General features: G+C 49.4%; 28 protein-coding genes and 3 pseudogenes. 7 read left to right on the top strand and 24 right to left on the bottom strand.

The features are described from left to right. Positions 1–4 precede the first annotated feature (4 nt). The 3 genes from ypdF to ptsP are packed head-to-tail and all read left to right on the top strand — an operon-like array spanning position 5 to position 4647. Complete coding sequence (gene ypdF, locus D9742_RS18635) at positions 5–1090, top strand: aminopeptidase (protein WP_130237843.1); 1086 nt, start codon at positions 5–7, stop codon at positions 1088–1090. After that, a complete protein-coding gene (ypdE, locus tag D9742_RS18630) occupies positions 1090–2127 on the top strand; it encodes an aminopeptidase (protein ID WP_130237842.1) in 1038 nt (345 codons plus the stop codon). Before ypdF ends, ypdE begins: the two co-directional genes overlap by 1 nt. Positions 2128–2151: 24 nt before the next feature. Beyond that, complete coding sequence (gene ptsP, locus D9742_RS18625) at positions 2152–4647, top strand: phosphoenolpyruvate--protein phosphotransferase (RefSeq protein ID WP_130237841.1); 2496 nt, start codon at positions 2152–2154, stop codon at positions 4645–4647. 2 nt (positions 4648–4649) lie between these two features. Here the strand turns inward: ptsP and D9742_RS18620 are convergent, their stop codons facing one another. From D9742_RS18620 to ypdA, 3 genes are read right to left on the bottom strand one after another with little or no spacing between them, the layout of a single operon-like run. After that, on the bottom strand, positions 4650–5507 hold the full coding sequence (locus D9742_RS18620) for an AraC family transcriptional regulator (protein ID WP_130237840.1): 858 nt from the start codon (positions 5505–5507) through the stop codon (positions 4650–4652). 12 nt (positions 5508–5519) lie between these two features. Beyond that, a complete protein-coding gene (gene ypdB, locus D9742_RS18615) occupies positions 5520–6254 on the bottom strand; it encodes a two-component system response regulator YpdB (RefSeq protein ID WP_130237839.1) in 735 nt (244 codons plus the stop codon). A 14-nt stretch (positions 6255–6268) separates the two neighbouring features. After that, entirely contained in the window at positions 6269–7966 is a 1698-nt protein-coding gene (gene ypdA, locus D9742_RS18610) for a two-component system sensor histidine kinase YpdA (protein WP_130207334.1), read from the bottom strand. A 375-nt stretch (positions 7967–8341) separates the two neighbouring features. Between ypdA and alaC the strand changes: the two genes are divergently transcribed. Beyond that, on the top strand, positions 8342–9580 hold the full coding sequence (gene alaC / locus D9742_RS18605) for an alanine transaminase (RefSeq protein ID WP_130237838.1): 1239 nt from the start codon (positions 8342–8344) through the stop codon (positions 9578–9580). A 63-nt stretch (positions 9581–9643) separates the two neighbouring features. Here the strand turns inward: alaC and ypdK are convergent, their stop codons facing one another. Both ypdK and lpxP read right to left on the bottom strand, forming a co-directional pair. Further along, positions 9644–9715 (bottom strand): membrane protein YpdK, encoded by a 72-nt coding sequence (ypdK, locus tag D9742_RS18600; protein ID WP_010723117.1) that lies wholly within the window; start codon positions 9713–9715, stop codon positions 9644–9646. 322 nt (positions 9716–10037) lie between these two features. Next, positions 10038–10958, bottom strand: coding sequence for a kdo(2)-lipid IV(A) palmitoleoyltransferase (gene lpxP, locus D9742_RS18595; RefSeq protein ID WP_130237837.1), 921 nt, complete (start codon positions 10956–10958; stop codon positions 10038–10040). Between the two features lie 340 nt (positions 10959–11298). On the opposite strand from lpxP, the gene D9742_RS18590 reads away from it, so the two are divergent. Together D9742_RS18590 and D9742_RS23530 are read left to right on the top strand one after the other, a co-directional pair. After that, the gene (locus D9742_RS18590; protein ID WP_130237836.1) at positions 11299–11541 is read left to right on the top strand and encodes a YfdY family protein; all 243 of its coding nucleotides are present in this window, start codon (positions 11299–11301) and stop codon (positions 11539–11541) included. 83 nt (positions 11542–11624) lie between these two features. Beyond that, positions 11625–11747 (top strand): annotated as a pseudogene (locus D9742_RS23530) (IS3 family transposase); the annotation flags it as partial. Positions 11748–11845: 98 nt separating this feature from the next. Here D9742_RS23530 and dsdA read toward each other — a convergent pair. Both dsdA and dsdX read right to left on the bottom strand, forming a co-directional pair. Beyond that, positions 11846–13174, bottom strand: a complete 1329-nt coding sequence (gene dsdA, locus D9742_RS18585) for a D-serine ammonia-lyase (protein WP_130237835.1) — start codon at positions 13172–13174, stop codon at positions 11846–11848. Between the two features lie 17 nt (positions 13175–13191). After that, positions 13192–14529 carry a D-serine transporter DsdX gene (gene dsdX, locus D9742_RS18580; protein WP_130237834.1) on the bottom strand — a complete coding sequence of 446 codons (1338 nt, stop codon included), beginning with the start codon at positions 14527–14529 and terminating at the stop codon, positions 13192–13194. A gap of 217 nt (positions 14530–14746) precedes the next feature. Here dsdX and dsdC point away from each other — a divergent pair, with 217 nt between their 5' ends. Then, the gene (gene dsdC, locus D9742_RS18575; protein WP_130237833.1) at positions 14747–15682 is read left to right on the top strand and encodes a DNA-binding transcriptional regulator DsdC; all 936 of its coding nucleotides are present in this window, start codon (positions 14747–14749) and stop codon (positions 15680–15682) included. A 287-nt stretch (positions 15683–15969) separates the two neighbouring features. Here the strand turns inward: dsdC and D9742_RS18570 are convergent, their stop codons facing one another. The 17 genes and pseudogenes from D9742_RS18570 to D9742_RS23270 form a co-directional block, all read right to left on the bottom strand. Beyond that, positions 15970–16230 carry a Txe/YoeB family addiction module toxin gene (locus D9742_RS18570; protein ID WP_130237832.1) on the bottom strand — a complete coding sequence of 87 codons (261 nt, stop codon included), beginning with the start codon at positions 16228–16230 and terminating at the stop codon, positions 15970–15972. Further along, positions 16230–16475: a type II toxin-antitoxin system prevent-host-death family antitoxin gene (locus tag D9742_RS18565; RefSeq protein ID WP_052932205.1), complete on the bottom strand. Its 246-nt coding sequence runs from the start codon at positions 16473–16475 to the stop codon at positions 16230–16232. The genes D9742_RS18570 and D9742_RS18565 overlap by 1 nt, the downstream gene beginning before the upstream one ends. 334 nt (positions 16476–16809) lie before the next feature. Beyond that, positions 16810–17820: pseudogene (locus D9742_RS18560) on the bottom strand (integrase arm-type DNA-binding domain-containing protein). Positions 17821–18085: 265 nt separating this feature from the next. Further along, the gene (gene torI, locus D9742_RS18555; protein WP_001163428.1) at positions 18086–18286 is read right to left on the bottom strand and encodes a response regulator inhibitor TorI; all 201 of its coding nucleotides are present in this window, start codon (positions 18284–18286) and stop codon (positions 18086–18088) included. 57 nt (positions 18287–18343) lie between these two features. Then, complete coding sequence (locus D9742_RS18550; RefSeq protein WP_000545737.1) at positions 18344–18511, bottom strand: hypothetical protein; 168 nt, start codon at positions 18509–18511, stop codon at positions 18344–18346. Positions 18512–18599: 88 nt separating this feature from the next. Then, entirely contained in the window at positions 18600–18881 is a 282-nt protein-coding gene (locus D9742_RS18545) for a hypothetical protein (protein WP_000022062.1), read from the bottom strand. A 114-nt stretch (positions 18882–18995) separates the two neighbouring features. Next, positions 18996–19670: a dATP/dGTP pyrophosphohydrolase domain-containing protein gene (locus tag D9742_RS18540; RefSeq protein ID WP_276319727.1), complete on the bottom strand. Its 675-nt coding sequence runs from the start codon at positions 19668–19670 to the stop codon at positions 18996–18998. Continuing rightward, a pseudogene (locus D9742_RS23525) lies at positions 19668–19793 on the bottom strand (DUF550 domain-containing protein); the annotation flags it as partial. The gene D9742_RS18540 and the pseudogene D9742_RS23525, both read right to left, overlap by 3 nt. A 2-nt stretch (positions 19794–19795) precedes the next feature. Next, the gene (locus D9742_RS18535; RefSeq protein WP_000348980.1) at positions 19796–19987 is read right to left on the bottom strand and encodes a hypothetical protein; all 192 of its coding nucleotides are present in this window, start codon (positions 19985–19987) and stop codon (positions 19796–19798) included. A 1-nt stretch (position 19988) separates the two neighbouring features. Continuing rightward, positions 19989–20474 carry an ead/Ea22-like family protein gene (locus D9742_RS18530; protein ID WP_130237830.1) on the bottom strand — a complete coding sequence of 162 codons (486 nt, stop codon included), beginning with the start codon at positions 20472–20474 and terminating at the stop codon, positions 19989–19991. Continuing rightward, positions 20471–20704, bottom strand: a complete 234-nt coding sequence (locus D9742_RS18525) for a hypothetical protein (protein WP_001555625.1) — start codon at positions 20702–20704, stop codon at positions 20471–20473. The genes D9742_RS18530 and D9742_RS18525 overlap by 4 nt, the downstream gene beginning before the upstream one ends. Further along, positions 20701–21246, bottom strand: a complete 546-nt coding sequence (locus D9742_RS18520) for an hNH endonuclease (RefSeq protein ID WP_130237829.1) — start codon at positions 21244–21246, stop codon at positions 20701–20703. Before D9742_RS18520 ends, D9742_RS18525 begins: the two co-directional genes overlap by 4 nt. Beyond that, entirely contained in the window at positions 21243–21407 is a 165-nt protein-coding gene (locus tag D9742_RS18515) for a DUF2737 family protein (RefSeq protein ID WP_130237828.1), read from the bottom strand. The genes D9742_RS18520 and D9742_RS18515 overlap by 4 nt, the downstream gene beginning before the upstream one ends. Beyond that, positions 21404–21685, bottom strand: coding sequence for a DUF5405 family protein (locus tag D9742_RS18510; RefSeq protein ID WP_205712877.1), 282 nt, complete (start codon positions 21683–21685; stop codon positions 21404–21406). The genes D9742_RS18515 and D9742_RS18510 overlap by 4 nt, the downstream gene beginning before the upstream one ends. A 19-nt stretch (positions 21686–21704) precedes the next feature. Beyond that, on the bottom strand, positions 21705–22001 hold the full coding sequence (locus D9742_RS18505) for a phage anti-RecBCD protein (protein WP_001111280.1): 297 nt from the start codon (positions 21999–22001) through the stop codon (positions 21705–21707). Between the two features lie 16 nt (positions 22002–22017). Continuing rightward, positions 22018–22566 carry a 3'-5' exonuclease gene (locus D9742_RS18500; RefSeq protein WP_016248935.1) on the bottom strand — a complete coding sequence of 183 codons (549 nt, stop codon included), beginning with the start codon at positions 22564–22566 and terminating at the stop codon, positions 22018–22020. A gap of 8 nt (positions 22567–22574) precedes the next feature. After that, positions 22575–22733, bottom strand: a 159-nt coding sequence (locus D9742_RS23270; protein ID WP_130237826.1) for a single-stranded DNA-binding protein, incomplete at its 5' end; no start/stop codon positions are given.

Below are 22733 nucleotides of genomic sequence, written 5' to 3'. Positions count from 1 at the left end.
CCTGATGACATTACTCGCTTCGCTGCGCGACTGGCTTAGGGCGCAACAACTGGATGCGGTGCTTCTCTCCTCACGGCAGAACAAACAGCCGCATCTGGGGATCTCCACCGGATCAGGCTATGTGGTGATTAGCCGTGAAAGTGCGCACATTCTGGTGGATTCGCGCTATTACTCGGATGTAGAAGCGCGCACGCAAGGCTACCAGCTGCATTTGCTTGACGCGACGCACACGCTTACCACTATTGTCAATCAAATCATTGCCGATGAACAGTTGCAAACGCTCGGTTTTGAAGGCCAGCAGGTGAGTTGGGAAACCGCGCACCGCTGGCAGTCTGAACTTAATGCAACGCTGGTTAGCGCCACGCCGGATGTGCTGCGGCAAATCAAAACGCCAGAGGAGGTGGAGAAAATCCGCCTCGCCTGTGGGATTGCCGATCGTGGTGCAGAGCATATTCGCCGCTTTATTCAGGCGGGAATGAGCGAATGCGAGATTGCTGCTGAACTGGAGTGGTTTATGCGCCAGCAGGGCGCAGAAAAAGCCTCCTTTGACACCATCGTTGCCAGTGGCTGGCGTGGTGCGCTACCGCACGGCAAAGCCAGCGACAAGATTGTTGCAGCGGGCGAGTTTGTCACTCTCGATTTCGGTGCGCTCTATCAGGGCTATTGCTCTGATATGACGCGCACCTTCCTGGTGAATGGCGAAGGGGTGAGCGCCGAATCTCACCCGCTGTTTAAGGTGTATGAGATTGTCCTGCAGGCACAGCTCGCAGCAATCTCTGCAATTCGCCCCGGCGTGCGCTGCCAGCAGGTTGACGAAGCCGCGCGTCGGGTGATTACCGAGGCAGGATTTGGCGACTATTTTGGTCACAACACCGGTCATGCTATTGGCATTGAAGTACACGAAGATCCGCGCTTTTCACCGCGGGATACCACGACGCTACAGCCAGGCATGTTACTGACCGTGGAGCCGGGGATTTATTTGCCAGGGCAAGGGGGCGTGCGCATCGAGGATGTTGTGCTGGTCACCCCGCAAGGCGCAGAAGTGCTCTACGCCATGCCGAAAACAGTGTTGCTCACGGGAGAGGCATAATGGATTTATCGCTATTAAAAGCGTTGAGCGAGGCAGATGCGATCGCCTCCTCGGAACAGGAAGTGCGGCAGATCCTGCTGGAAGAAGCGGATCGCCTGCAAAAAGAAGTGCGATTTGATGGGCTGGGATCGGTGCTGATCCGCCTCAATGAATCGACAGGTCCGAAGGTGATGATCTGCGCCCATATGGACGAAGTGGGATTTATGGTGCGCAGCATTTCCCGCGAAGGGGCGATTGATGTGCTGCCAGTTGGCAATGTACGCATGGCTGCCCGCCAGCTGCAGCCAGTGCGGATCACCACTCGTGAAGAGTGCAAAATTCCCGGCCTGCTTGACGGCGACCGGCAGGGGAATGACGTCAGCACCATGCGCGTGGACATTGGCGCACGCTCCTATGACGAAGTGATGCAGGCAGGAATTCGTCCAGGCGATCGCGTCACGTTTGATACCACTTTTCAGGTTCTCCCTCACCAGCGGGTGATGGGGAAAGCCTTTGATGACCGCCTCGGTTGCTACCTGCTGGTGACGTTACTGCGCGAGCTGCACGACGCCGAACTACCTGCGGAAGTGTGGCTGGTGGCAAGTTCCAGCGAAGAGGTGGGATTACGCGGCGGGCAAACTGCCACCCGCGCGGTGTCGCCGGACGTCGCCATTGTGCTTGATACCGCCTGCTGGGCGAAAAACTTTGATTATGGCGCGGCTAACCATCGCCAGATTGGTAACGGCCCGATGCTGGTGTTAAGCGACAAGTCACTGATTGCGCCGCCAAAACTCACCGCCTGGATCGAAACCGTGGCGGCAGAAATTGGCGTGCCGTTACAGGCGGATATGTTCAGTAACGGCGGCACGGACGGTGGAGCGGTGCACTTAACCGGTACTGGCGTACCCACAGTGGTGATGGGGCCAGCAACCCGCCATGGACATTGCGCCGCATCGATTGCCGATTGCCGCGACATTTTGCAGATGGAGCAACTTTTATCTGCCCTTATTCAACGTCTTACGCGTGAGACGGTTGTTCAACTGACGGATTTCAGATGATCTCCTGATTAACCCGGAGCGGTTATGTTAACGATTCAATTTCTCTGTCCTTTGCCTAACGGTCTACATGCTCGTCCGGCGTGGGAACTTAAAGAACAGTGCAGCCAGTGGCAAAGCGAAGTCACCTTTATTAACCATCGCCAGAACGCAAAGGCCGATGCGAAAAGCTCCCTGGCGCTGATTGGCACCGGTACTTTATTTAATGACAGTTGCAGCCTGAACATTAGCGGCAGCGATGAAGAACAGGCGCGGCGCGTGCTGGAAGAGTACATCCAGGTGCGCTTTATCGACAGCGACAGCGTTCAGCCGACGCAGGCAGAACTGACGGCGCATCCGCTGCCGCGTTCATTAAGCCGCCTCAACCCGGATTTACTGTACGGCAACGTGCTGGCAAGCGGCGTCGGCGTGGGTACACTGACCCTGTTACAAAGCGACAGCCTCGACAGTTATCGGGCGATCCCGGCCAGTGCGCAAGACTCCACCCGGCTGGAGCACAGCCTGGCAACGCTTGCCGAGCAACTGAACCAGCAACTGCGCGAGCGTGACGGCGAAAGCAAAACTATCCTCAGCGCCCATTTGTCGCTGATCCAGGATGATGAGTTTGCAGGCAATATCCGTCGCCTGATGACAGAACAGCATCAGGGGCTGGGGGCGGCGATCATCAGCAATATGGAGCAGGTTTGCGACAAGCTTTCTGCTTCTGCCAGCGACTACCTACGTGAGCGGGTCAGCGACATTCGCGATATCAGCGAACAGTTGCTGCATATCACCTGGCCGGAACTGAAGCCGCGTAATAATCTGGTGCTCGAAAAACCGACCATTCTGGTGGCTGAGGATTTAACCCCAAGCCAGTTTTTGAGCCTCGATTTAAAAAATCTTGCGGGCATGATTCTGGAGAAAACCGGGCGCACCTCGCATACCCTGATTCTGGCCCGCGCCTCGGCGATCCCGGTTCTGAGCGGCCTGCCGCTGGATGCGATCGCCCGTTATGCCGGGCAACTGGCGGTACTTGATGCTCAGTGCGGCGTGCTGGCGATTAACCCGAATGAAGCAGTGAGTGGTTATTATCAGGTTGCGCAGACGCTGGCAGATAAACGTCAGCAGCAGCAGGCGCAGGCCGCCGTGCAGCTGGCCTATTCCCGTGATAACAAGCGTATTGATATTGCGGCGAATATTGGCACTGCTCTGGAAGCACCTGGCGCGTTTGCCAACGGCGCGGAAGGCGTCGGGCTGTTTCGTACCGAAATGCTCTATATGGATCGCGACAGCGCGCCGGACGAACAAGAACAGTTTGAAGCGTACCAGCAGGTGCTACTGGCGGCGGGCGACAAGCCGATTATCTTCCGCACGATGGACATCGGCGGTGATAAAAGCATTCCTTACCTTAACATTCCCCAGGAAGAGAACCCGTTCCTCGGCTATCGCGCGGTACGTATTTACCCGGAATTTGCTGGCCTGTTCCGCACTCAATTGCGGGCTATTTTGCGCGCTGCCAGTTTCGGCAACGCCCAGTTGATGATCCCAATGGTCCACAGTCTCGATCAGATCTTATGGGTGAAGGGCGAGATCCAGAAGGCGATCGTTGAGCTTAAGCACGATAGTTTGCGTCACGCAGAAACGATTCCTCTGGGGATCATGGTGGAAGTGCCGTCGGTGTGCTACATCATCGACCACTTCTGCGATGAAGTGGATTTCTTCAGTATCGGCTCTAACGATATGACCCAGTATCTGTATGCAGTCGATCGTAATAACCCGCGCGTATCGCCACTGTATAACCCGATTACGCCATCGTTCCTGCGCATGTTGCAGCAGATAGTTACCACTGCGCATCAGCGGGGCAAATGGGTAGGCATTTGCGGTGAACTGGGAGGCGAAAGTCGTTACCTGCCGTTACTGCTTGGATTGGGTCTGGATGAATTAAGCATGAGTAGCCCACGCATTCCGGCGGTGAAAAGCCAGCTGCGTCAGCTCGATAGTGAAGCGTGTCGGGAGCTGGCGCGTAAGGCATGCGAGTGCCGCAGCGCGCAGGAAATCGAAGCGTTACTCACCGCGTTTACGCCGGAAGAAGACGTTCGTCCACTGCTGGCGCTGGAGAATATCTTTGTTGACCAGGACTTTGGTAATAAAGAGCAGGCGATCCAGTTCCTGTGCGGCAACCTGGGCGTTAACGGGCGCACGGAACATCCGTTTGAGCTGGAAGAAGATGTCTGGCAGCGGGAAGAGATTGTCACTACTGGCGTTGGCTTTGGTGTGGCAATCCCGCATACCAAATCACAGTGGATCCGCCATTCCAGTATTAGCATTGCCCGACTGGTGAAACCGGTTGACTGGCAGTCAGAGATGGGTGATGTCGAACTGGTGATCATGCTGACGCTGGGCGCCAACGAAGGGATGAACCATGTGAAAGTCTTTTCACAGCTGGCGCGTAAGCTGGTGAATAAAAACTTCCGCCAGTCGCTTTTCGCCGCAAGTGATGCGCAAAGCATCCTGACGCTGCTGGAAACGGAAATAACCTTCTAAACTTAGCCCTGAAAACGGGCGCTGTACTCTCCCGGCGTTAGACCAAACTGACGCCGGAAGACGCGACAAAAATAGTCGCTATCCGGAAAGCCGCAACGCTGCGCCACTTCATGAATCGACAGATGATATTTCTGCAAAATCATCCTCGCCTTCGCCATTCGCACCCAGCGTACATATTCGATAAAACGCATTGTTCCATGCTGCGCAAACAGTTTTGACAGATGATTGGGCGTGATATTAAAGAACTGCGCCACGCTCTCGCGGGTGAGTGGTTGGGCATAATTATCCTGAACCCAGTTACAAATGCTGTGGTAGAGAAAATCGCCGCGCGGCTGAGAATTGCCAGGCGGCATGTTGACCACGTTACGGCAAAGATGCAGCAAACTTAACACCAGTGGCTGAATAATATTCTGCTCCAGTGGCGAACGGCTGAGGTGGGTGAGGGCGGTGAGCATCGCTTCACCTTCACCGCGTTGCAGGCTGGGAAGCTGGATCTGGCGAACCGGATGCAACAACGACGTGGTGCGGCTATCGTAAAACGATAACCCAAGCCAGGTCGGCGCAAACACCAGGCTTAACAGCATTACCGGTTTGTTGTTGACCGGTAAATTAGCCGCACGTGCCGGAATAAACAACATTTCCCCTTCCACCATGCGTTGCTGTTTTGCTTCCAGCAGATTGCCGTATTCGCCACGCAGTACAATATCCAGACGGGGAAAATCAATACACAAACTGCCTACCGGCAGCGAGGCGGGCTGGTTGGCAAACCAGATGCGCCCAAGCAGTTGCGGATTAAGCACCAGGCCGCTGAACAGATCGGCGAAAAATTGTTGATCGGCGGGCAAGCCTGTTGCTTTCATGAATATTCCTGATTACAGATGCATTAACTGCCTGAATTCCTTTACCTTACTGCGGCTAACCGGCACTTCAAAATCCAGATCTTTCAGCCGCAGAATATAGGTATTATTAAACCACGGTTCGATCTCGCGGATTTTGTTCAGGTTGACGCAAAACGAGCGATGGCAGCGAAAAAAGTGCGACGACGGCAGTTTGCTGCAAAATTCGGTGATGTTCATCGGCATCACATAAGATTCACGCCGCGTATAGACAAAGGTCATTTTCTCGTGCGCTTCGGCGTAGTAGATATCATTGACCGGCGTCACGATGAGGCGTTCATCCTTCACCAGATTAATGGTGTCATTCTCACGCGTTAACGGCACGGCGGGCGTGCTGCTGGTTTGCTGTTGCTGCCAGGCGGCTTCCAGCTTTTGCAGCATCCCGGTAATCCGTGACTCTTGATACGGTTTGAGAATGTAGTCAAACGCCTCCAGTTCAAACGCTTCCACCGCATGTTCTTTCCACGCGGTGATAAACACAATAAACGGTTTATGGGCGAACTGGCTGATGTTTTGTGCCAGCAGCACGCCATCCAGCGACGGAATATTGATATCCAGAAAAATGGCGTCGACGCGGTTATGTTGCAAAAACTTCAACACGTCCAGACCGTCGTCAAAGGTGCCGACAATCTCCATCTGGCTGTGCTCTTTAATAAGCCAGCTAAGTTCCTGTTGTGCCAGGAATTCGTCTTCAACAATGATGACTTTCACAATATCACTCCGGCTCAAAGCAATAACGTAGCCTGTGAGGCGACAGGGGTGCGTTGGTTAGGAATGTAAAACGCAATTTCCGTTCCTGGTTCCAGGCGGCGGATATGCAGTCCCTCGCCATATAACAACTTCACGCGATGATGCACATTCAGCAGGCCGATTTTATTGCCCGGCATTTCGTTCGCTTCGACACGCTCAATCACCTTTGGATCGATGCCATGCCCGGTATCTCTTACCGCAATACGGACCCGATTACCGCACTCTGCAACGCTGATGGTGACAACGCCTTTACCCTTGCAAGGCTGAATACCGTGGACAATGGCGTTCTCCACCAACGGCTGGATCAGCAGGCTGGGAATGCAGCAATTCACCTCTTCATCAATATCATAGATAACCGTCAGCTTGTCGCCAAAGCGGGCCTGCTCAATGGCGATATAGTCTTTGATTTGGTACAGCTCTTTTTTGATATCAATTTGCTCATCGTCTTTTAATTCAATGTTATAGCGCAGATAGCGCGACAAATTAAAGATCAGCTGGCGAGCAGTGTCTGGATTCAGACGAATTGATGATGAAATGGCGTTCAGAGCGTTAAACAGGAAATGGGGATTAATTTTACTTTGCAGGGCGCGAAGCTCTGCCTTATTTGCCATTTCCCGTAGCTGCTCGGCGCGTGAAACCTCCAGTTGGGTAGAGATGATTTGCGACAAACCCACCGCCATTTCCTGTAATGATGACGTAATCTGGTGCGCGTGGCAGTAGTAAATTTTCAGCGTTCCGGTCACAACGCCTTTCTCCCACAATGGGATCACCAGCATCGAATGAATCTCTGGTGTGCGGTGGGCTTCATCATTGTTTTTAATGATGATTTTTCCGTAATTCATCGCCTGACGGGTAGTCGGGCTAATGAAGTCATCGCCATTCTGATAGTTGTGTTCGCCCACGCCGACATACGCCAGAACATGATCGGTATTGGTGATTGCCACCGCGTCAGCGTGAATATCATCGCGGATAATTTCGCAGACCTTGCGTAACGACTCACTATTCACATGACGAAACAGTGGCAGGGTTTTATTGGCGATATCCAGCGCCAGCTTGGCCTGCCGCGCGGCACTGGCTTCTTTTTCCCCCTCAACGCTTTGTACCAGCAGCACAATAAAGCCGATACAGACGCTGCCGAGGATCATCGGGATACCGATTTTGGATACGATATCCAGCCCCAGCTCAGTGGTCGGCGCCCAGACAATCACCAGAATCATGGTCAACGTTTCACAGAGCATGCCGCCGAGAATACCGACGCGCCAGCGTTGCGCTTTAGGGATTTTCAGATTGATCCAACCAGAGATGCATCCCGCCAGAATACTGGTGATAAAGCAGGGGATAGCCGTCACGCCGCCAATATCAATTAAATAGCGGTGAATACCCGCGATTACGCCAGTAATAATGCCTACCCACGGGCCAAACAGAATCCCGCCTGACATCACTGCGATAATACGCACGTTAACCAGCGAGCCTTCTACGGGTACGCCGGACCAGGTGCTGAACAAGGCGAACATCGAGAAAATGGCGGTAACAGCGAGCAACTCTTTCGCTGAGTGCGCCGACTTGTGCAACAGCTCGCGAAACAGACGGATACGAATGAGGAAAAACAGGCAGATAAGCATCAGCGCTGCCCGATCGAAGACCGCCAGCAGCATGTTGAATATTTCGTGCACGGGTGACTCTGAATAAGGTTTAAACCTCTATGATAGGTAACCTGAAGGCTGATGACCAGTGCGCTACTTTTGAGGAAAAACCACAAATTTAAAAGGGGATTGAAAGCTAAATGGTGTACTGGCAATGCATCTCTTGTCAGCATCAAGCTAATTGGTAAATTTATTGAAATTATATTGTTAATGTAATTGGTGGTAATTTTCTTATTGGCGAATCTGAATTTCCTGTTTTAAAGGTTTTGTTCCTCTTTTTTTGCATTAATAAAAATTTTCTAAAACGCTGGACAGACAGAAATTAATCAGGCTATTTTCAAATCAGCCACCATCGTGGCAGCGTCGCTCGGACGGTCCGGGCGCTAACGTTAATCTGAGGAAATTATGGCTGACACCCGCCCTGAACGTCGCTTTACGCGTATTGATCGTCTTCCGCCCTACGTTTTTAACATTACCGCTGAACTGAAGATGGCTGCGCGTCGGCGCGGCGAAGATATTATCGATTTCAGCATGGGCAACCCGGACGGCGCGACCCCGCCGCATATTGTCGAAAAGTTATGTACTGTGGCGCAGCGACCGGACACACACGGTTACTCCACCTCACGCGGTATTCCTCGGTTACGTCGCGCGATTTCCCGCTGGTATCAGGAACGCTACGATGTTGAGATCGACCCGGAATCAGAAGCCATCGTCACCATTGGCTCGAAAGAGGGGCTGGCGCACCTGATGCTGGCGACGCTGGACCACGGTGACACCGTGCTGGTGCCGAATCCAAGCTACCCCATTCATATTTACGGCGCAGTGATTGCCGGTGCGCAGGTACGCTCAGTGCCGCTGGTGGAAGGTGTCGATTTCTTCAACGAACTGGAACGCGCCATTCGTGAAAGTTATCCGAAACCGAAGATGATGATCCTCGGCTTCCCGTCGAACCCAACCGCGCAATGCGTGGAACTGGAGTTCTTCGAAAAAGTAGTGGCGCTGGCGAAACGCTACGATGTGCTGGTGGTCCACGACCTGGCCTATGCGGACATCGTCTACGATGGCTGGAAAGCGCCGTCAATCATGCAGGTGCCGGGCGCACGTGACGTAGCGGTCGAGTTCTTCACCCTTTCGAAAAGCTACAATATGGCGGGCTGGCGTATTGGCTTTATGGTCGGCAACAAAACGCTGGTCAGCGCGCTGGCACGTATCAAAAGCTATCACGATTACGGCACCTTTACGCCGTTGCAGGTGGCGGCGATTGCGGCACTCGAGGGCGATCAACAGTGCGTGCGCGACATTGCCGAACAGTACAAACGCCGCCGTGATGTATTGGTTAAAGGGCTGCATGAAGCGGGCTGGATGGTCGAAATGCCGAAAGCTTCGATGTATGTCTGGGCGAAAATCCCGGAACCGTATGCGGCAATGGGCTCGCTGGAATTTGCCAAGAAGCTGCTGAATGAAGCGAAAGTGTGTGTCTCGCCAGGTATCGGCTTTGGCGACTATGGTGATACACATGTACGCTTTGCGCTGATTGAAAACCGTGATCGTATTCGTCAAGCCATCAGAGGGATTAAAGCGATGTTCCGTGCCGACGGCTTACTGCCCGCCAGCAGCAAACATCTTCACGAAAACGCAGAATAACGCTTTCGCCAGAAATGCAAACAGGAGCCAGATGGCTCCTGTTTTTCGTTTCGCAATTTACTTTTAGATCATCAGGGCAAAAGTACCGGCCCAAACGATGACCATAAAAGAAATGCCCATAAAGAAATATTTCACTTTACATCTCTCCGCGTAATTACTGCTACGCCTGAATGACTTCATTACACCTGGTACAGTGAGCTGACACCCGGGGGCATCACCTCAGAATTCTGAGCATATTGGCTCGAGACGGCGCTAATGTACGCCTAAAACTAAATCGAAACAAGTGGCATTTTCTTATTTACTTTTAGTAACTTACGGGTGTCGCATATCGGCGACAGATTGATTTCTGGCAGTAATAATTCACGATTCAGCGAAGGGGAAAATCTTAAGAAAAAAGCCATAAAAACCATGATGTTATTATGGCTTATCCGAGAAGGGACAAAGCCCGGGTTATTTGCTAAACGTATAACGAGGCTTCACCCACCGGACGTGTTTTGAAGCGGCGATGGATCCAGAGATACTGCTCTGGTGCGCGCATAATCTCTTTCTCAATAATTTTGTTCATATAGGTGGCGGCCTGAATTTCATCAGCCGGATAGCCTTCCATTTCTGGCGTAATGAACAGACGGTAACCGCTATAATCGGTTTTTCGTACCATCGTCACAGTTAGCATAGCTGCGCCAGAGAGGCGAGAGAGAACGTAGGTGCCATTGGTTGTAGCAACATTTTCTACCGCGAAGAACGGCGCGAAGGAGCTACCTTTACGACCATAGTCCTGGTCAGGTGCAAACCATACGGCTTCACCTTTTTTCAGTGCACTGACAATGCCGCGTAGATTATTTCTACCGATCATCGCTTTATTGGAACGCATGCGACCACGGGTCTGTACCCATTCCATCAGTTGATTATTGTGCGGACGGTAAGTTGCCATCATCGGTTGGCAAAGCCCCATTACGCGGCCACCCAACTCCAGCGACATAAAGTGCACACCGACAACCATCACGCCGCGATTTTGCATTTGTGCGCGTTGCAGGTTATCCAGCCCTTCAACATCAAACCATTTACGCACGCGACGATCTGGCCAGAACCACGCCATTCCGGTTTCTACCAACGCCATTCCGAGCGAGCGAAAGTTGTCGGTAATCATCTTCTCGCGTTCGTCAGAGGAAAGCTGCGGGAAGCAAAGCTCAAGGTTTTTGCGGGCGATGGATTCGCGACGTTTCAAGAACGGTCTGGCCATTGTGCCGATACGCGTGCCAAGAAAGCACAGAACAGGGTAAGGAAGTTGTACCCAAAGCCAGAGTACGCCAAGACCAAACCACGTCAGCCAGTAGCGAGGATGCAAGAACTCGCGGGAAAATTTGCATTGTGGAAACATAGTTACCTTCTGTAGATACGAATTGTTGTATCGCAGAAGATTCCATGTCTACAGCGGTACACTCAATTGATTGGGCCATCATGTACGACAATGGTTCCTGTAAAGAGTGTAAAGACTATCAGGACATAACCACGAGGAGCATGAATGCGGTATTTCTATTTTATCACCAGCTGATTATTTTCAGCTACTGATTATTTATCACTCAAGTAAATATTTTTCAGTGATTTGCAATCGTATCGATAATATATTGTTTTTATTAATATTTTCATGAAATTGCCAGTAGTTAAGAATTATCTTACTATTGAAGTAACACTTTTATAGCGCGGCAGGAGGTTGAGCTATGATTTATTTATGGATGTTTCTCGCCCTGTGTATCGTCTGCGTTAGCGGATATATCGGTCAGGTATTAAATGTAGTTTCTGCTGTCTCTTCATTCTTCGGCATGTTCATCCTTGCCGCGCTCATTTATTACTCCACGATGTGGTTAACCAGTGGCAATGAGTTGGTCACGGGAATATTTATGTTTCTTGCACCAGCCTGCGGATTGATGATTCGCTTTATGGTGGGGTACGGAAGGCGGTAGTAGGAGGGCGAAAATTTTTATGGCAGGTGTTCAATCACCATCTGAAAAAACCGCGCGCTTGCCATGACCTTCGCGTAGAGTCCGAAATGAAGCATGTCTTAATTGGAAAGCATCAGGCTGAGTTCAACATCAAAGTAATATGCTGCGTTCTCCGGATAGATCACAGCGGCTGGTATACGTGGTGTCAGGGACGGAAGCTGATTAGTTGTACTTAAGCCTGTGCCATAAATTTCTATTATGTAGGAAATTATCAGGCAGCACCGCTCCCCATTGGAACTGATGGCGATGCTGCGTTGAAAAGCTATTAGCGGCCTTTAACCAGATATTGTTCCATTTCTTCTTCCGGCACCATTCCACCTCCCGTCGCCCACACCAGATGTGTGGCGTTACGCAGTTGTTCGGCGCTGAAACCGTGCATCTGTTGGTAACTTACTGATGCGCACACGCGCTGAGGCCCGGCCATACCCGCCAGTGCCGAAGGTTCAAGACGAATGCCTTCTTCCTGCGCCAGCCAGCCAAGCATGTCATACATGGTTTGATCGCTAAGGGTATAGAAGCCGTCCAGCAGACGCTCCATTGCCCGCCCGACGAAGCCTGATGCGCGACCAACTGCAAGGCCATCCGCTGCGGTAAGGTTGTCGATACCAATATCCTGAACAGAGATCTGATCGTGTAATCCAGTATGGACGCCTAACAGCATACAAGGGGAGTGCGTTGGTTCGGCAAAAAAGCAGTGAACATGATCGCCAAACGCCAGTTTAAGACCGAATGCGACACCACCAGGACCACCGCCAACGCCACACGGCAGATAGACAAACAGAGGGTTATCAGCATCGACGATACGACCTTGCTGGGCAAATTGCGCTTTAAGACGCTGGCCTGCAACGGAATACCCAAGGAACAACGTGCGGGAATTCTCGTCATCAATAAAGAAACAGTTCGGGTCAGACTGCGCTGCTTTACGTCCTTCCTCGACGGCAACACCATAATCTTGCTCATATTCCACGACCGTAACGCCATGGCTGCGCAGTTTCGCTTTTTTCCACGCCCGGGCGTCAGCAGACATATGCACTGTCACCTTAAAGCCAATGCGGGCGCTCATTATGCCGATTGATAACCCCAGATTTCCGGTTGAGCCCACAGCAATGCTGTATTGACTAAAGAACTGTTTAAACTCCGGGGAAAGCAGTTTGCTGTAGTCATCTTCAAGCGTCAGCAACCCCGCTTCCAGAGCCAGTTTTTCTGCATGTGCCAGGACTTCATAAATCCCGCCGCGTGCTTTTATGGAGCCGGAAATGGGCAAATGGCTATCTTTTTTCAGTAGCAGTTGCCCGCTGATCGGTTGTTGATATTCCTTTTCCAGCCGTTTTTGCATAGCCGGAATGGCAACCAGTTCTGACTCAATAATTCCCCCGGTGGCAGCAGTTTCAGGAAATGCTTTTGCCAGATAGGGGGCAAAACGAGATAAGCGCGCATGGGCGTCCTGAACATCCTGTTCGGTCAGGCCAACATAAGGTAAACCTTCAGCCAGTGAGGTCGTGCCAGGATTAAACCAGGTGGTTTCTTTAAGAGCAACCAGATCCTTGACCAACGGATACTGGGCGATGAGCGAATTCATTTTAGCGTTTTCCATAGTACGTCTCTTTGCGCTTAGATGATAAATGACAGCAGGAATGTGCCCGCCAGAGCGATGACTGAAGCGATAAATGTCGCTGTCGTATAGTATTTAAATGTTTCATTGAGCGTAGCGCCGCAATATTGCTTCACCAGCCAGAAAAGCGAGTCCGTAACGATCGTGCAGCCAATCGCGCCTGAACCGATAGCAATCGCAATAATTTCCGGGCTGATATCGGGATACAGCGGCAGCATGGGTGCAACAATTGCCGTTGCCCCCATCATTGCCACGGTAGCGGAGCCCACCGCAGCATGCAGAATAAGTGCCACCAACCAGGCCAGAAGAATCGGGTGCATATGCATATTGGAGAGAATAACTGCCAGCATATCAGCGAGACCGCTGCTTTTCAGAATGGCGTTGAATGCGCCTCCGGCCCCGATAATCAGCAAAATATTAGCAATAGAACCGAAGCCATTTTCAGTATGTGTGAGCATTGTCCCCATGCTCATATGCTGACGTATACCCAACACATAATAGGCGACAAACACGGCGATAAACATGGCAGTGATAGGGTTGCCAATAAACTCAAGCAAGGTATACAAACCACTCTCACGCGCCATATTCAATTCGGCAATCGTTTTAACCAACATCAGCGCAATGGGCAGCAGTACGGTGAATAACGTTGCACCTAATGACGGTAGTATTTTTTCATCGCGAACTTTGAGATCGGCAAACTCTGTGGGTACAGGTTTAAAGGGCAGTCGTTGACCCAGAGATTTAAGGAAAAGTGGGCCACCGATCAGTGATGCCATCAGCCCAACCAGCAAACCGTAGACGATCACCGAACCGATATCTGCACCCAGCTTATTGGCAACATATAAAGCAGCCGGATGTGGGGGAACCACGCAGTGCACTGCCATCAATGCGGTACACAGCGGAATGGCCAGCTTTAACAATGAGGTATTGGTTTTTTTGGCAATTGAAAAAGCCAGAGGAATCAATAGCACGACGCCCACTTCAACAAACAGCGTGATGCCACAAATCAGGCCAACCAGTACCATAATGACATCGGCTGAAAGCCAGCGGCAGCGCTGAAGTGTCAGACCAATCCTTTCTGCGGCCCCGGATACTTCCATCATTTTTCCCAGTATCGTGCCAAGGCCGATAACCGCAGCGAGGAAACCCAGCGTTCCGCCAATTCCACTTTCAATAGCATTTACCATATCCAGTGGTCCCATACCCATCATCGTTCCCACGAAGAAGCTGGCCAGCAACAGCGCCAGAAACGGGTGGAATTTGAACTTCACGATGGTCAGTACAATTAACACGATGCTGATAAGCAGCGTGCTCACAACCCAGATTTGAGAGTGCATATCTCACCTTCCCCTGTGATTAACCTGATGATATTGGACAAAAAAACAACGCAGGCTGACAAACGATAAAATTTGCCTTTCACATGAGCTAAATTGCAGCAAGGGAGTGATTTACATCTAAAAATGAAGGTGAGTTGAGATATGGTTCACTTTAGCTCACCTTACAGCTGAAATTTTGCCGCTATTTTTTTACACTTAAGAGAAAAATGAGGTGATTATGGAACCCCTTCGTGAAATAAGAAATCGACTGCTTAACGGCTGGCAACTATCAAAACTGCATACTTTTGAAGTGGCTGCCAGGCATCAGTCCTTCGCCCTGGCGGCAGAGGAATTGTCGCTGAGCCCCAGCGCGGTAAGTCACCGTATCAATCAGCTGGAAGAAGAATTAGGTATTCAGTTGTTTGTCCGTTCCCATCGCAAAGTGGAATTAACGCACGAGGGAAAACGCGTTTATTGGGCGCTAAAATCGTCGCTGGATACCCTGAATCAGGAAATTCTTGATATCAAAAATCAGGAGTTATCGGGAACGTTAACTCTGTATTCCCGGCCCTCTATCGCCCAATGCTGGTTGGTGCCCGCATTAGGTGACTTTACACGCCGCTATCCGTCTATTTCGCTCACCGTGCTCACTGGTAATGACAATGTCAATCTGCAACGTGCCGGAATCGATTTGGCGATTTACTTTGATGACGCGCCCTCAGCGCAACTGACTCATCACTTTCTGATGGATGAAGAAATCCTGCCAGTATGTAGCCCGGAATACGCTCAAAGACATGCTTTAACCAACACGGTAATTAACCTGCGTCACTGTACGTTGCTCCATGACAGACAGGCATGGAGCAACGATTCCGGTACGGATGAATGGCATAGTTGGGCGCAACATTATGCGGTTAATTTACCGACATCTTCTGGAATTGGTTTTGATCGTTCTGATTTAGCCGTTATCGCCGCGATGAATCATATTGGGATAGCGATGGGAAGAAAGCGCCTGGTACAAAAAAGGCTTGCCAGTGGTGAGCTCGTCGCGCCGTTTGGCGATATGACGGTGAAATGCCATCAGCATTATTACATCACCACATTACCGGGCAGGCAGTGGCCAAAAATTGAAGCGTTTATTACTTGGTTAAGAGAACAGGTAAAGACCACTTTATAATGAATAAAACCACGAGTTCCTGGTGTGCCTTATTCGGCCTGCAAGTGCGAATTTTCTAATTTACAGTTTTTATGTGGTTTAGGGATAAACACAAGAATGGTGCCGTGCAGAAAACGCCTTTAATTGTAATTGATTGATATTTAATGTGTTTATGTGGCGTTAATTTGATTTGTACCCGTATTTATAGCCGTTTTGTGAGGTTCCTTTTTTGGGAATCACATACAGAAAAGGGGAGGGCAGATTAGCTGGCAAGTCTAAGGCAAACCCGCCAGTCAGGGGAAAGCTGTTTAAATCGTGGTGTAGTGATAGCGACATGCAACAATGTACAGATCGCCTTGCTCAACGTAATACACCAGGCGATGTTCTTTCGTGATTCGACGTGACCAGAGGGGCTTACGGTGCTTTAGCGCCTCCGGCTTCCCTATCCCCTTGAAGGGGCTTTCCTTAGCCGATTTAATTAACTCCATTACTTTATCATGCGTCTTTGGATCAATCTCGGCCCAGTACTGAAGATCGCTTTTTGCCTGCGGGGATATCCTGACTTTCATTAAATGTCCAGTTCCTCATAATCGCCGCGTTCGAGCGATGCAAGGCTGGCTTCAATGTGTGCGGCGTTCGCCGGATTACTGAACAGGTGTAACGTCTCCTGAATTGATGCGAACTCTTCCGCGTCGATCATTACCACGCTTTTAGCACCCTTACGCGTAACCAGGATTGGCGCACGATCATCATTAGCCTGCTGCATCAGGTCAGCTAGATGTTGTCGAGCATCGGTGTAGTTTACATGTTGCATTGTTTGCTCCCGCCAAAGTTCTTACAGCGTAAGTATGCCACACGTACAACTAGTTGTACATCTGGTTACCTGTTGCATCTTTGTTACGGCACGAACGCCAGCGGCTTTTACATGGTGAGAATTTTTTCAGTTTCGAAAATTGCAGGAATGAAGCGGCAGAACAGGCATTAGACGGGGGGTAAATGAAATTTGAGACTGAAAAAATGCAATCAATTGCAAAGGATTTCAGTAACTTCAGTCTTCGTAAAATTCCATCATTAATCAAAATGATGTAGCCATATGAAAATTAAAATGAAAAATAGATGTGCCCACAAATGGTCCACACCTGAACCAGTCATTTACGATAGCGCCATTTAAATTCGTAAGGAGGGGTGAAACCGTTCCGACTGTGATCAAGATAGTCGGCCCACCATTGCAGTATTTTGCGCCGTTCCTGCATGTGCTGAGCTTGATAAACATAACCGGCGCGGACGCCATCACGCTCCTGGTGACTCATTTGACGTTCTACAGCTTATCGTGTCCATTTTCCGGATTCTGTAAGGGCTGCGCAGGCCATATTCCTGAAACTATCCCCGCAAACATCTTTCTTTGTGTCATGCCCCAAGTCTAATTCATTCCAGCGTGCAAAGCGTAATTCACTGGAACGAATAAAAATTAATAAATTCAAATTTAACGCATATTGTGTAAGTAATCTTCCATTGTTGTTATCAAAATAACCGTCAATACGTTTTAAAAATTCTGGCAAAGCATCAGCAGTTAATCCTGGGTGATGTGTTGTTTTATTAACTTCTATCGCCCCTTCTAATTCCTGCGCTGGATTATATTTTATAAAACCACACTGGACAGCATAACGCATGATATTATTTATGCGTTGTTTTTGGCGTGCTGTTGTTTCCAGAATACCTTTTTCTTCCATTAATCTTAATGGTACTAACAGATCGGGAGTTGTCAGGTCTTTAATTGGAGAATTACCAATAACGGGGAATATAAGCTTTTCCAGCCCACGAAGGACGCTGGCGGCGTGGTCTTCGTCCCAGCCTTTCTTTTTTCTTTCGTGCCATATTCGGGCGATTTCTTCAAACGTAATTATTTTTTCTGAAACAACACGACGGGGATCAATACCTTTAGCCAGTTCAGAATCGCGAGCGTCGGCAAGAGACATAATCGGGTATTTATCCAGGGCGCGGGTTGTTTCCTTACCGTTTATCACTTTTCTGAAACGCCAGTACCGCGAACCGTTTGGGTCTATCAGGCAATACAGTCCGTTACCGTCACTCAGTTTGATGATCTTCCCGTTCGCAGTGTCTGGCTTCGTTTTGCGTATTTTGGTATCAGTCAGCTTCATAGTTGCCCCATCATGAACGGGTACAAATTACCATCGAACCGGGCATACCCGTTTTTATACCCGTGTTAAGTTTCTATTAGCTAACGGGCAATGATTTTAGTTAAGACTGCTATCGAATGTTTCTGCTTGTTTTATAATGTTTTTTTAGATTTTCTGACAGGAGGTGAAAAGCGGTAGGATTGTCCCCTGCAGACATCTACTTGGCGCGGCAGGGGATTGATTGGAATGGTATTTTTTAGATGTGAAAAATATTTTACCCGCTATTTTACCCATTGGCGCGGCTTAAGAGCTTATTTTTGAATTCACAATGGTCACGATATAACCATCTTGCTCGCCCGTGGATAACTTTGGCTTTAGGCAGGTCTCCGGACTTAATCCGGTCATAGATGAAGGTTTTACCGAAGCCAGTATCGGCCATGATGAATTTCAAATCAACCAGGGAATCAGGCTGTAGTTCGTGTTGCATGAGTGCTATCTCCGAATAGGGAATCGAACCTGCAAATCAGGTAATAAAAAACCGCCATCAGGCGGCTTGGTGTTCTTTCAGTTCTTCAATTCGAATATTGGTTACGTCTGCATGTGCTATCTGCGCCCACAGCATCCAGTGGTCATAGCAGTCGTTGATGTTCTCGGCTTCGATAACTCTGTTGAATGGTTCTCCATTCCATTCACCTGTGACTCGGAAGTGCATTTATCATCTCCATAAAACAAAACTCGCCGTAGCGAGTTCAGATAAAAGAAATCCCCGCGAGTGCGAGGATAGTTACTTGTTCATATTATTAATCGTCAATGTATTTTGAGCATTGTGGGCAATCATCGATCCCACAATACGATTCATATGCATCCTTTATTGCGTCGCGGGCTTCAGTAAGAGTATTGAATAAGTTGCAGCTATTATCTTTTTGATATAGGTAAGTTCCTAATTTATAAGCAGAAGAAGCATCATTTCCGCTGTCTAAAATTACATCGTTATGGATTCTGCACCTTGCAAGAACTCCTGAGCCCATAAGGGTCTGCATAGCCCATTGCTCTTGATCTTCACACAAATCATGAATGCTCATTTCAACACCTCTCTTCACGTTTCACACACGTTAAGATTAACAGTGTTTTTACATGCTTTGGAAGATTTATTTTATAAAAACTCTTTTAATACAAATAGATATAATAGTTCACTATTATAGCTCCTTTAATCGAGGCGGTTCTGGTAGAGGCATCCAGTGGGTTACACCGCCAATTGGCTCATCGTCGTCGTACTCCAATGCGGCTATATAGAACCCGTCACGACGAGAATAAGAAATCCCGGACATTACAATGCCATCCGAAACAACAATAATGTCACCCGTTTCTTTAGGCATTCGCTCACTACAGCTTATCCAACCATCCGGAGTCACCGGAAGCGAGAACGGCAGCACATCTATGTGAACAAGTTTTTGCTGTGACAGGTTATCCAGAACTTTCTGTACTGCTGCATCACCGAATACACCAAGCGCATCTGCCATAACTCCTACAACCTGATAAGCCTCAGCGCATACCGTGGATAAACCATCCGGAATTACCGGAGAGTTGCCGGGTTCTTTAATGTGCAAGCGAGGCTCACCATCTTTTGGTTCAGGCCACTGGCGCTCCATGTTGATCTTCAATTTATCTTCCATAGCAGCGGTAATTTCAGCATCGCTGATGCCAGCACGGCGCTGTGCATCCCACAACAGAAACTGCATATCAGCCCACTCGCTAAGATCGTCTGGTTCGGCTGCGGCTTCCAGTGCCTCTTTTGAGAGGTGTTTCAGTGGACCAATGGGGCCAACGCAGCCAAATGTGGAGTCAGACCATTTGGCATGCTCGTGGCGAATCTGTTCGCGTTCCAGTGATGCCAGTGCAATTCGTGCCAGTTCCATTTGTTCGCCACGGGTAAGCCCGTTATCAAGCGGATTTTTAATGAATAATTCGATACGTTCTTTGGTAATAGTGGTCATAGCTATTTCACCTTAATCTCAACATTTCGCAGCTTTAGCTCTACTGGCAGGTCTGACTTTCCTGTTAATGCTAATGCGAGATTTTCTGGGGTAATGAGAGCAGTTATTGCTTTCCCCATTGCCAGACGAATAATTATTCGTATTTCGCGATCGTCACATGCTCCTGGTCGAACGATTGATATTTGTCCGTCCATCTCACTCTCCTTTGATGCGAATGCCTGTTGCAATGCTGTTTATGATGCTGTCAGTGCATGGGGTAGAAAGCTGGGCATCTCCAGCAATTTTCATGACCTCAACATCTGCATATCGAATACCGAGGTGTATCAGACCGGCTATACCTGACTTAAGCCGAGCATTTTCCATAAACAGATCCTTTGCCCGCTGTTTTTCTGCCTCAAGCTCAACGCGCAGCCTCCCAACCGTAAGCGCAATCTCCTCGTTCTCCTGGTCGCGGCGTTTGATGTACTGCTGGTTTCTTTCCCGTTCATCCAGCAGTGCCAGCACGGTAGCTGGTCCGGTCAGAAATTTGAAGGCGTTGAGCGCATCAATATCCACACCGTAATCTTTAAGTTCCTGTTCACTTATCAGGTCCTCATCAACTGGCAACATTAACAGGCGTTCCATTGCCGGAATTGCACGTTCTGCCGCCTCACGCAGCGCCAGTGTGTCGATATTGCTCATTGTGCCTCCTCGATTTCGTCCCATTCCACCCAGGCATTCTCTCCATCAGCATCGATTTCACCTTTGTGACCGCATTTGGAACAGACGGCCTCATCGCCCGCCCACAAAGAATCTTTGGTTATCGACCATCCTGTTACCTTGGCTTTGCCGTGCTGGCACTTAGGGCAATCATCAAGCCATTCGACTTCGACTGTTGAAGGACCAAATCCATGTTCAGTTCGGATGCTCATGACTGAACTCCTTTGCGAAGCTGGGCGGCTAACTCGTCACATATGTGCGTCAAAGAGCAAAGTTTGATTGATGGATGTTCGCGCATCATCTCAACCCCCTGCGCCCGTACTTCAGCCAGGAAAGAATCGGTGGCTGGGGTTTCTGGAATGGTGTCTGGAATAACCTCTGAGTAGACGCGTTCCATTGCCGACTCCCATCCGTAGTAACAAGCCGAATAGCCGTCGCGCTGGTAGCCGTGGTCTTCAACTCCACATCCCATGCCCTGGTCATGGTATTCAGGCTGATTGTCGGGATTAATGCAGTATTCAATGACCGACTTCATCCCCGCATTCTCCGCTGCCAGCGCAGCGCACTTGGCCTCAAGGTTATCAATCGTGATTCCAGCAGAACGACACTCCCGCAACGCCGTTTCCAGTTTTGATTCAAGTTCACCGAACTTACGGACAAGATATTCAGCGTTTGTTTCGTTAACCTTTAAATCTCGTGGGATGCATTTACCTTTCAGAAAACCATCCATCTCAATTAGTGACATTTGTTTCATTTTTTCCCACTCCGCCACATCGCATTCAGATATTTGTTGTCATTAACAGAACCGAAACTATTTCTTTTAAGCAATTCCTCTCTCGATGGCATTGGATTTACGCGTTGGCGAATAATCATTTCTGCCGGAAGAATGCCGGGATTGTAAGCAAGTCCTCTCATGATTTACTCTCCATGAACTGGTCAACAGCCATGCTAAGTGACACACCTAAAGTCTCGATATGTTGCTGAATATCCTGTAGCGTCTGCGCCTGAGATAACAGGATTTCACGGTTGCATAACTCTTTAACCAGATGCTCAAACTTGCTGTAATAACCGATACGACTTAGTGTTTCTTTCCCTGCATTCTCACCTTCTTTGATAATTCCTTTTTCACTAAGAATCAGGTCGTGTTTTGTTCCGGTAATAACATATTTGCCGAGGTCGATGTTTAGCTTCATTGTTTTCATTGTTAATTCCTCAGTCATTACTGATAGCGCCATAGCGTGAGCGGTAATTACGCAGGCGCGGGTCGATATATTCAGGGAAGTGGGTATATGTGGCTTTGCGGAACGGTCGGATTGATGTCTGGTAAATTCGCTCGCGTTCTTCTTTCTCTGCAAGCCATATACAATGACGAAATTCCTTTTCCTCTTTCGTTTCCTGCGGTAGCGACATTATCCGGTCGTAGTTTTTTCTGAATTTATCCAGCACCTCCGATACGGAATTGCCGGAACAGCGGCGCGCGTCGTCCGCACCATATAGAGGCGCTGGCATGGTTTTCTCCTGTTGATTATTTAGCTAACTTTTTCCAGATCGCTGAAACGTATTTGGCTTGATGGATGGCATCATCAAGCGCGTTGTGGCGAGTTCCTTTGAATGGCATATCTCGCTTAGGATCGAATCCTATTACCTTCCCAAGTTCGACGATTGTTCTTACGTCGCGGTCATTCCACCACTGCCACGGAACTGGCTGCCCTGTTAGCGAATAACTGTTGCGGAGAATAACGCAGTCAAATGATGCTCCATTCCCCCAAACCTGAACGAGTTTGTGGTTGGCGTTCTTTATGATGAATTCAGATAACCATGAAAGAGCCGTTGAAAGCTCTTGAGTGTTGCTGGTTAGCGATTTTCTGGCTTCTTCACTCTGTTCCATCCACCATAAAATCGTTGAAGCGTCAGGACGCGCCCGATATCGCATTGATGACTCAAGCGAGATATTTACCGAGAACTCTTCTCCTGTTTCTCCGGTATTCGGGTCAAAGAATACCGCCCCAATAGAAATAACTGGCGCGTATGGCCCGTTGCCCATTGTTTCAAGGTCAACCATTAAGTGATTCATGTAAGTCCTTAAATTGCGTGAATAGCGTGACGAGGGAAGGGGAGAGTTACTGGTGCAAAGGGTATATCGTCGTCAAAATCCATCGGAGGTTCGTTGTGTTGTGCTGGTGATGATTGCTGCTGTGGCTTCTGTGATTGCCTGCTGGTTGCTTGTTGTTTGCTGTCGCC

This window comes from Escherichia sp. E1V33 (genome assembly GCF_004211955.1).
GTDB lineage: Bacteria > Pseudomonadota > Gammaproteobacteria > Enterobacterales > Enterobacteriaceae > Escherichia.
Note: the sequence above shows the minus strand (reverse complement) of the source record. Positions and strands in the feature narration are given on the sequence as shown.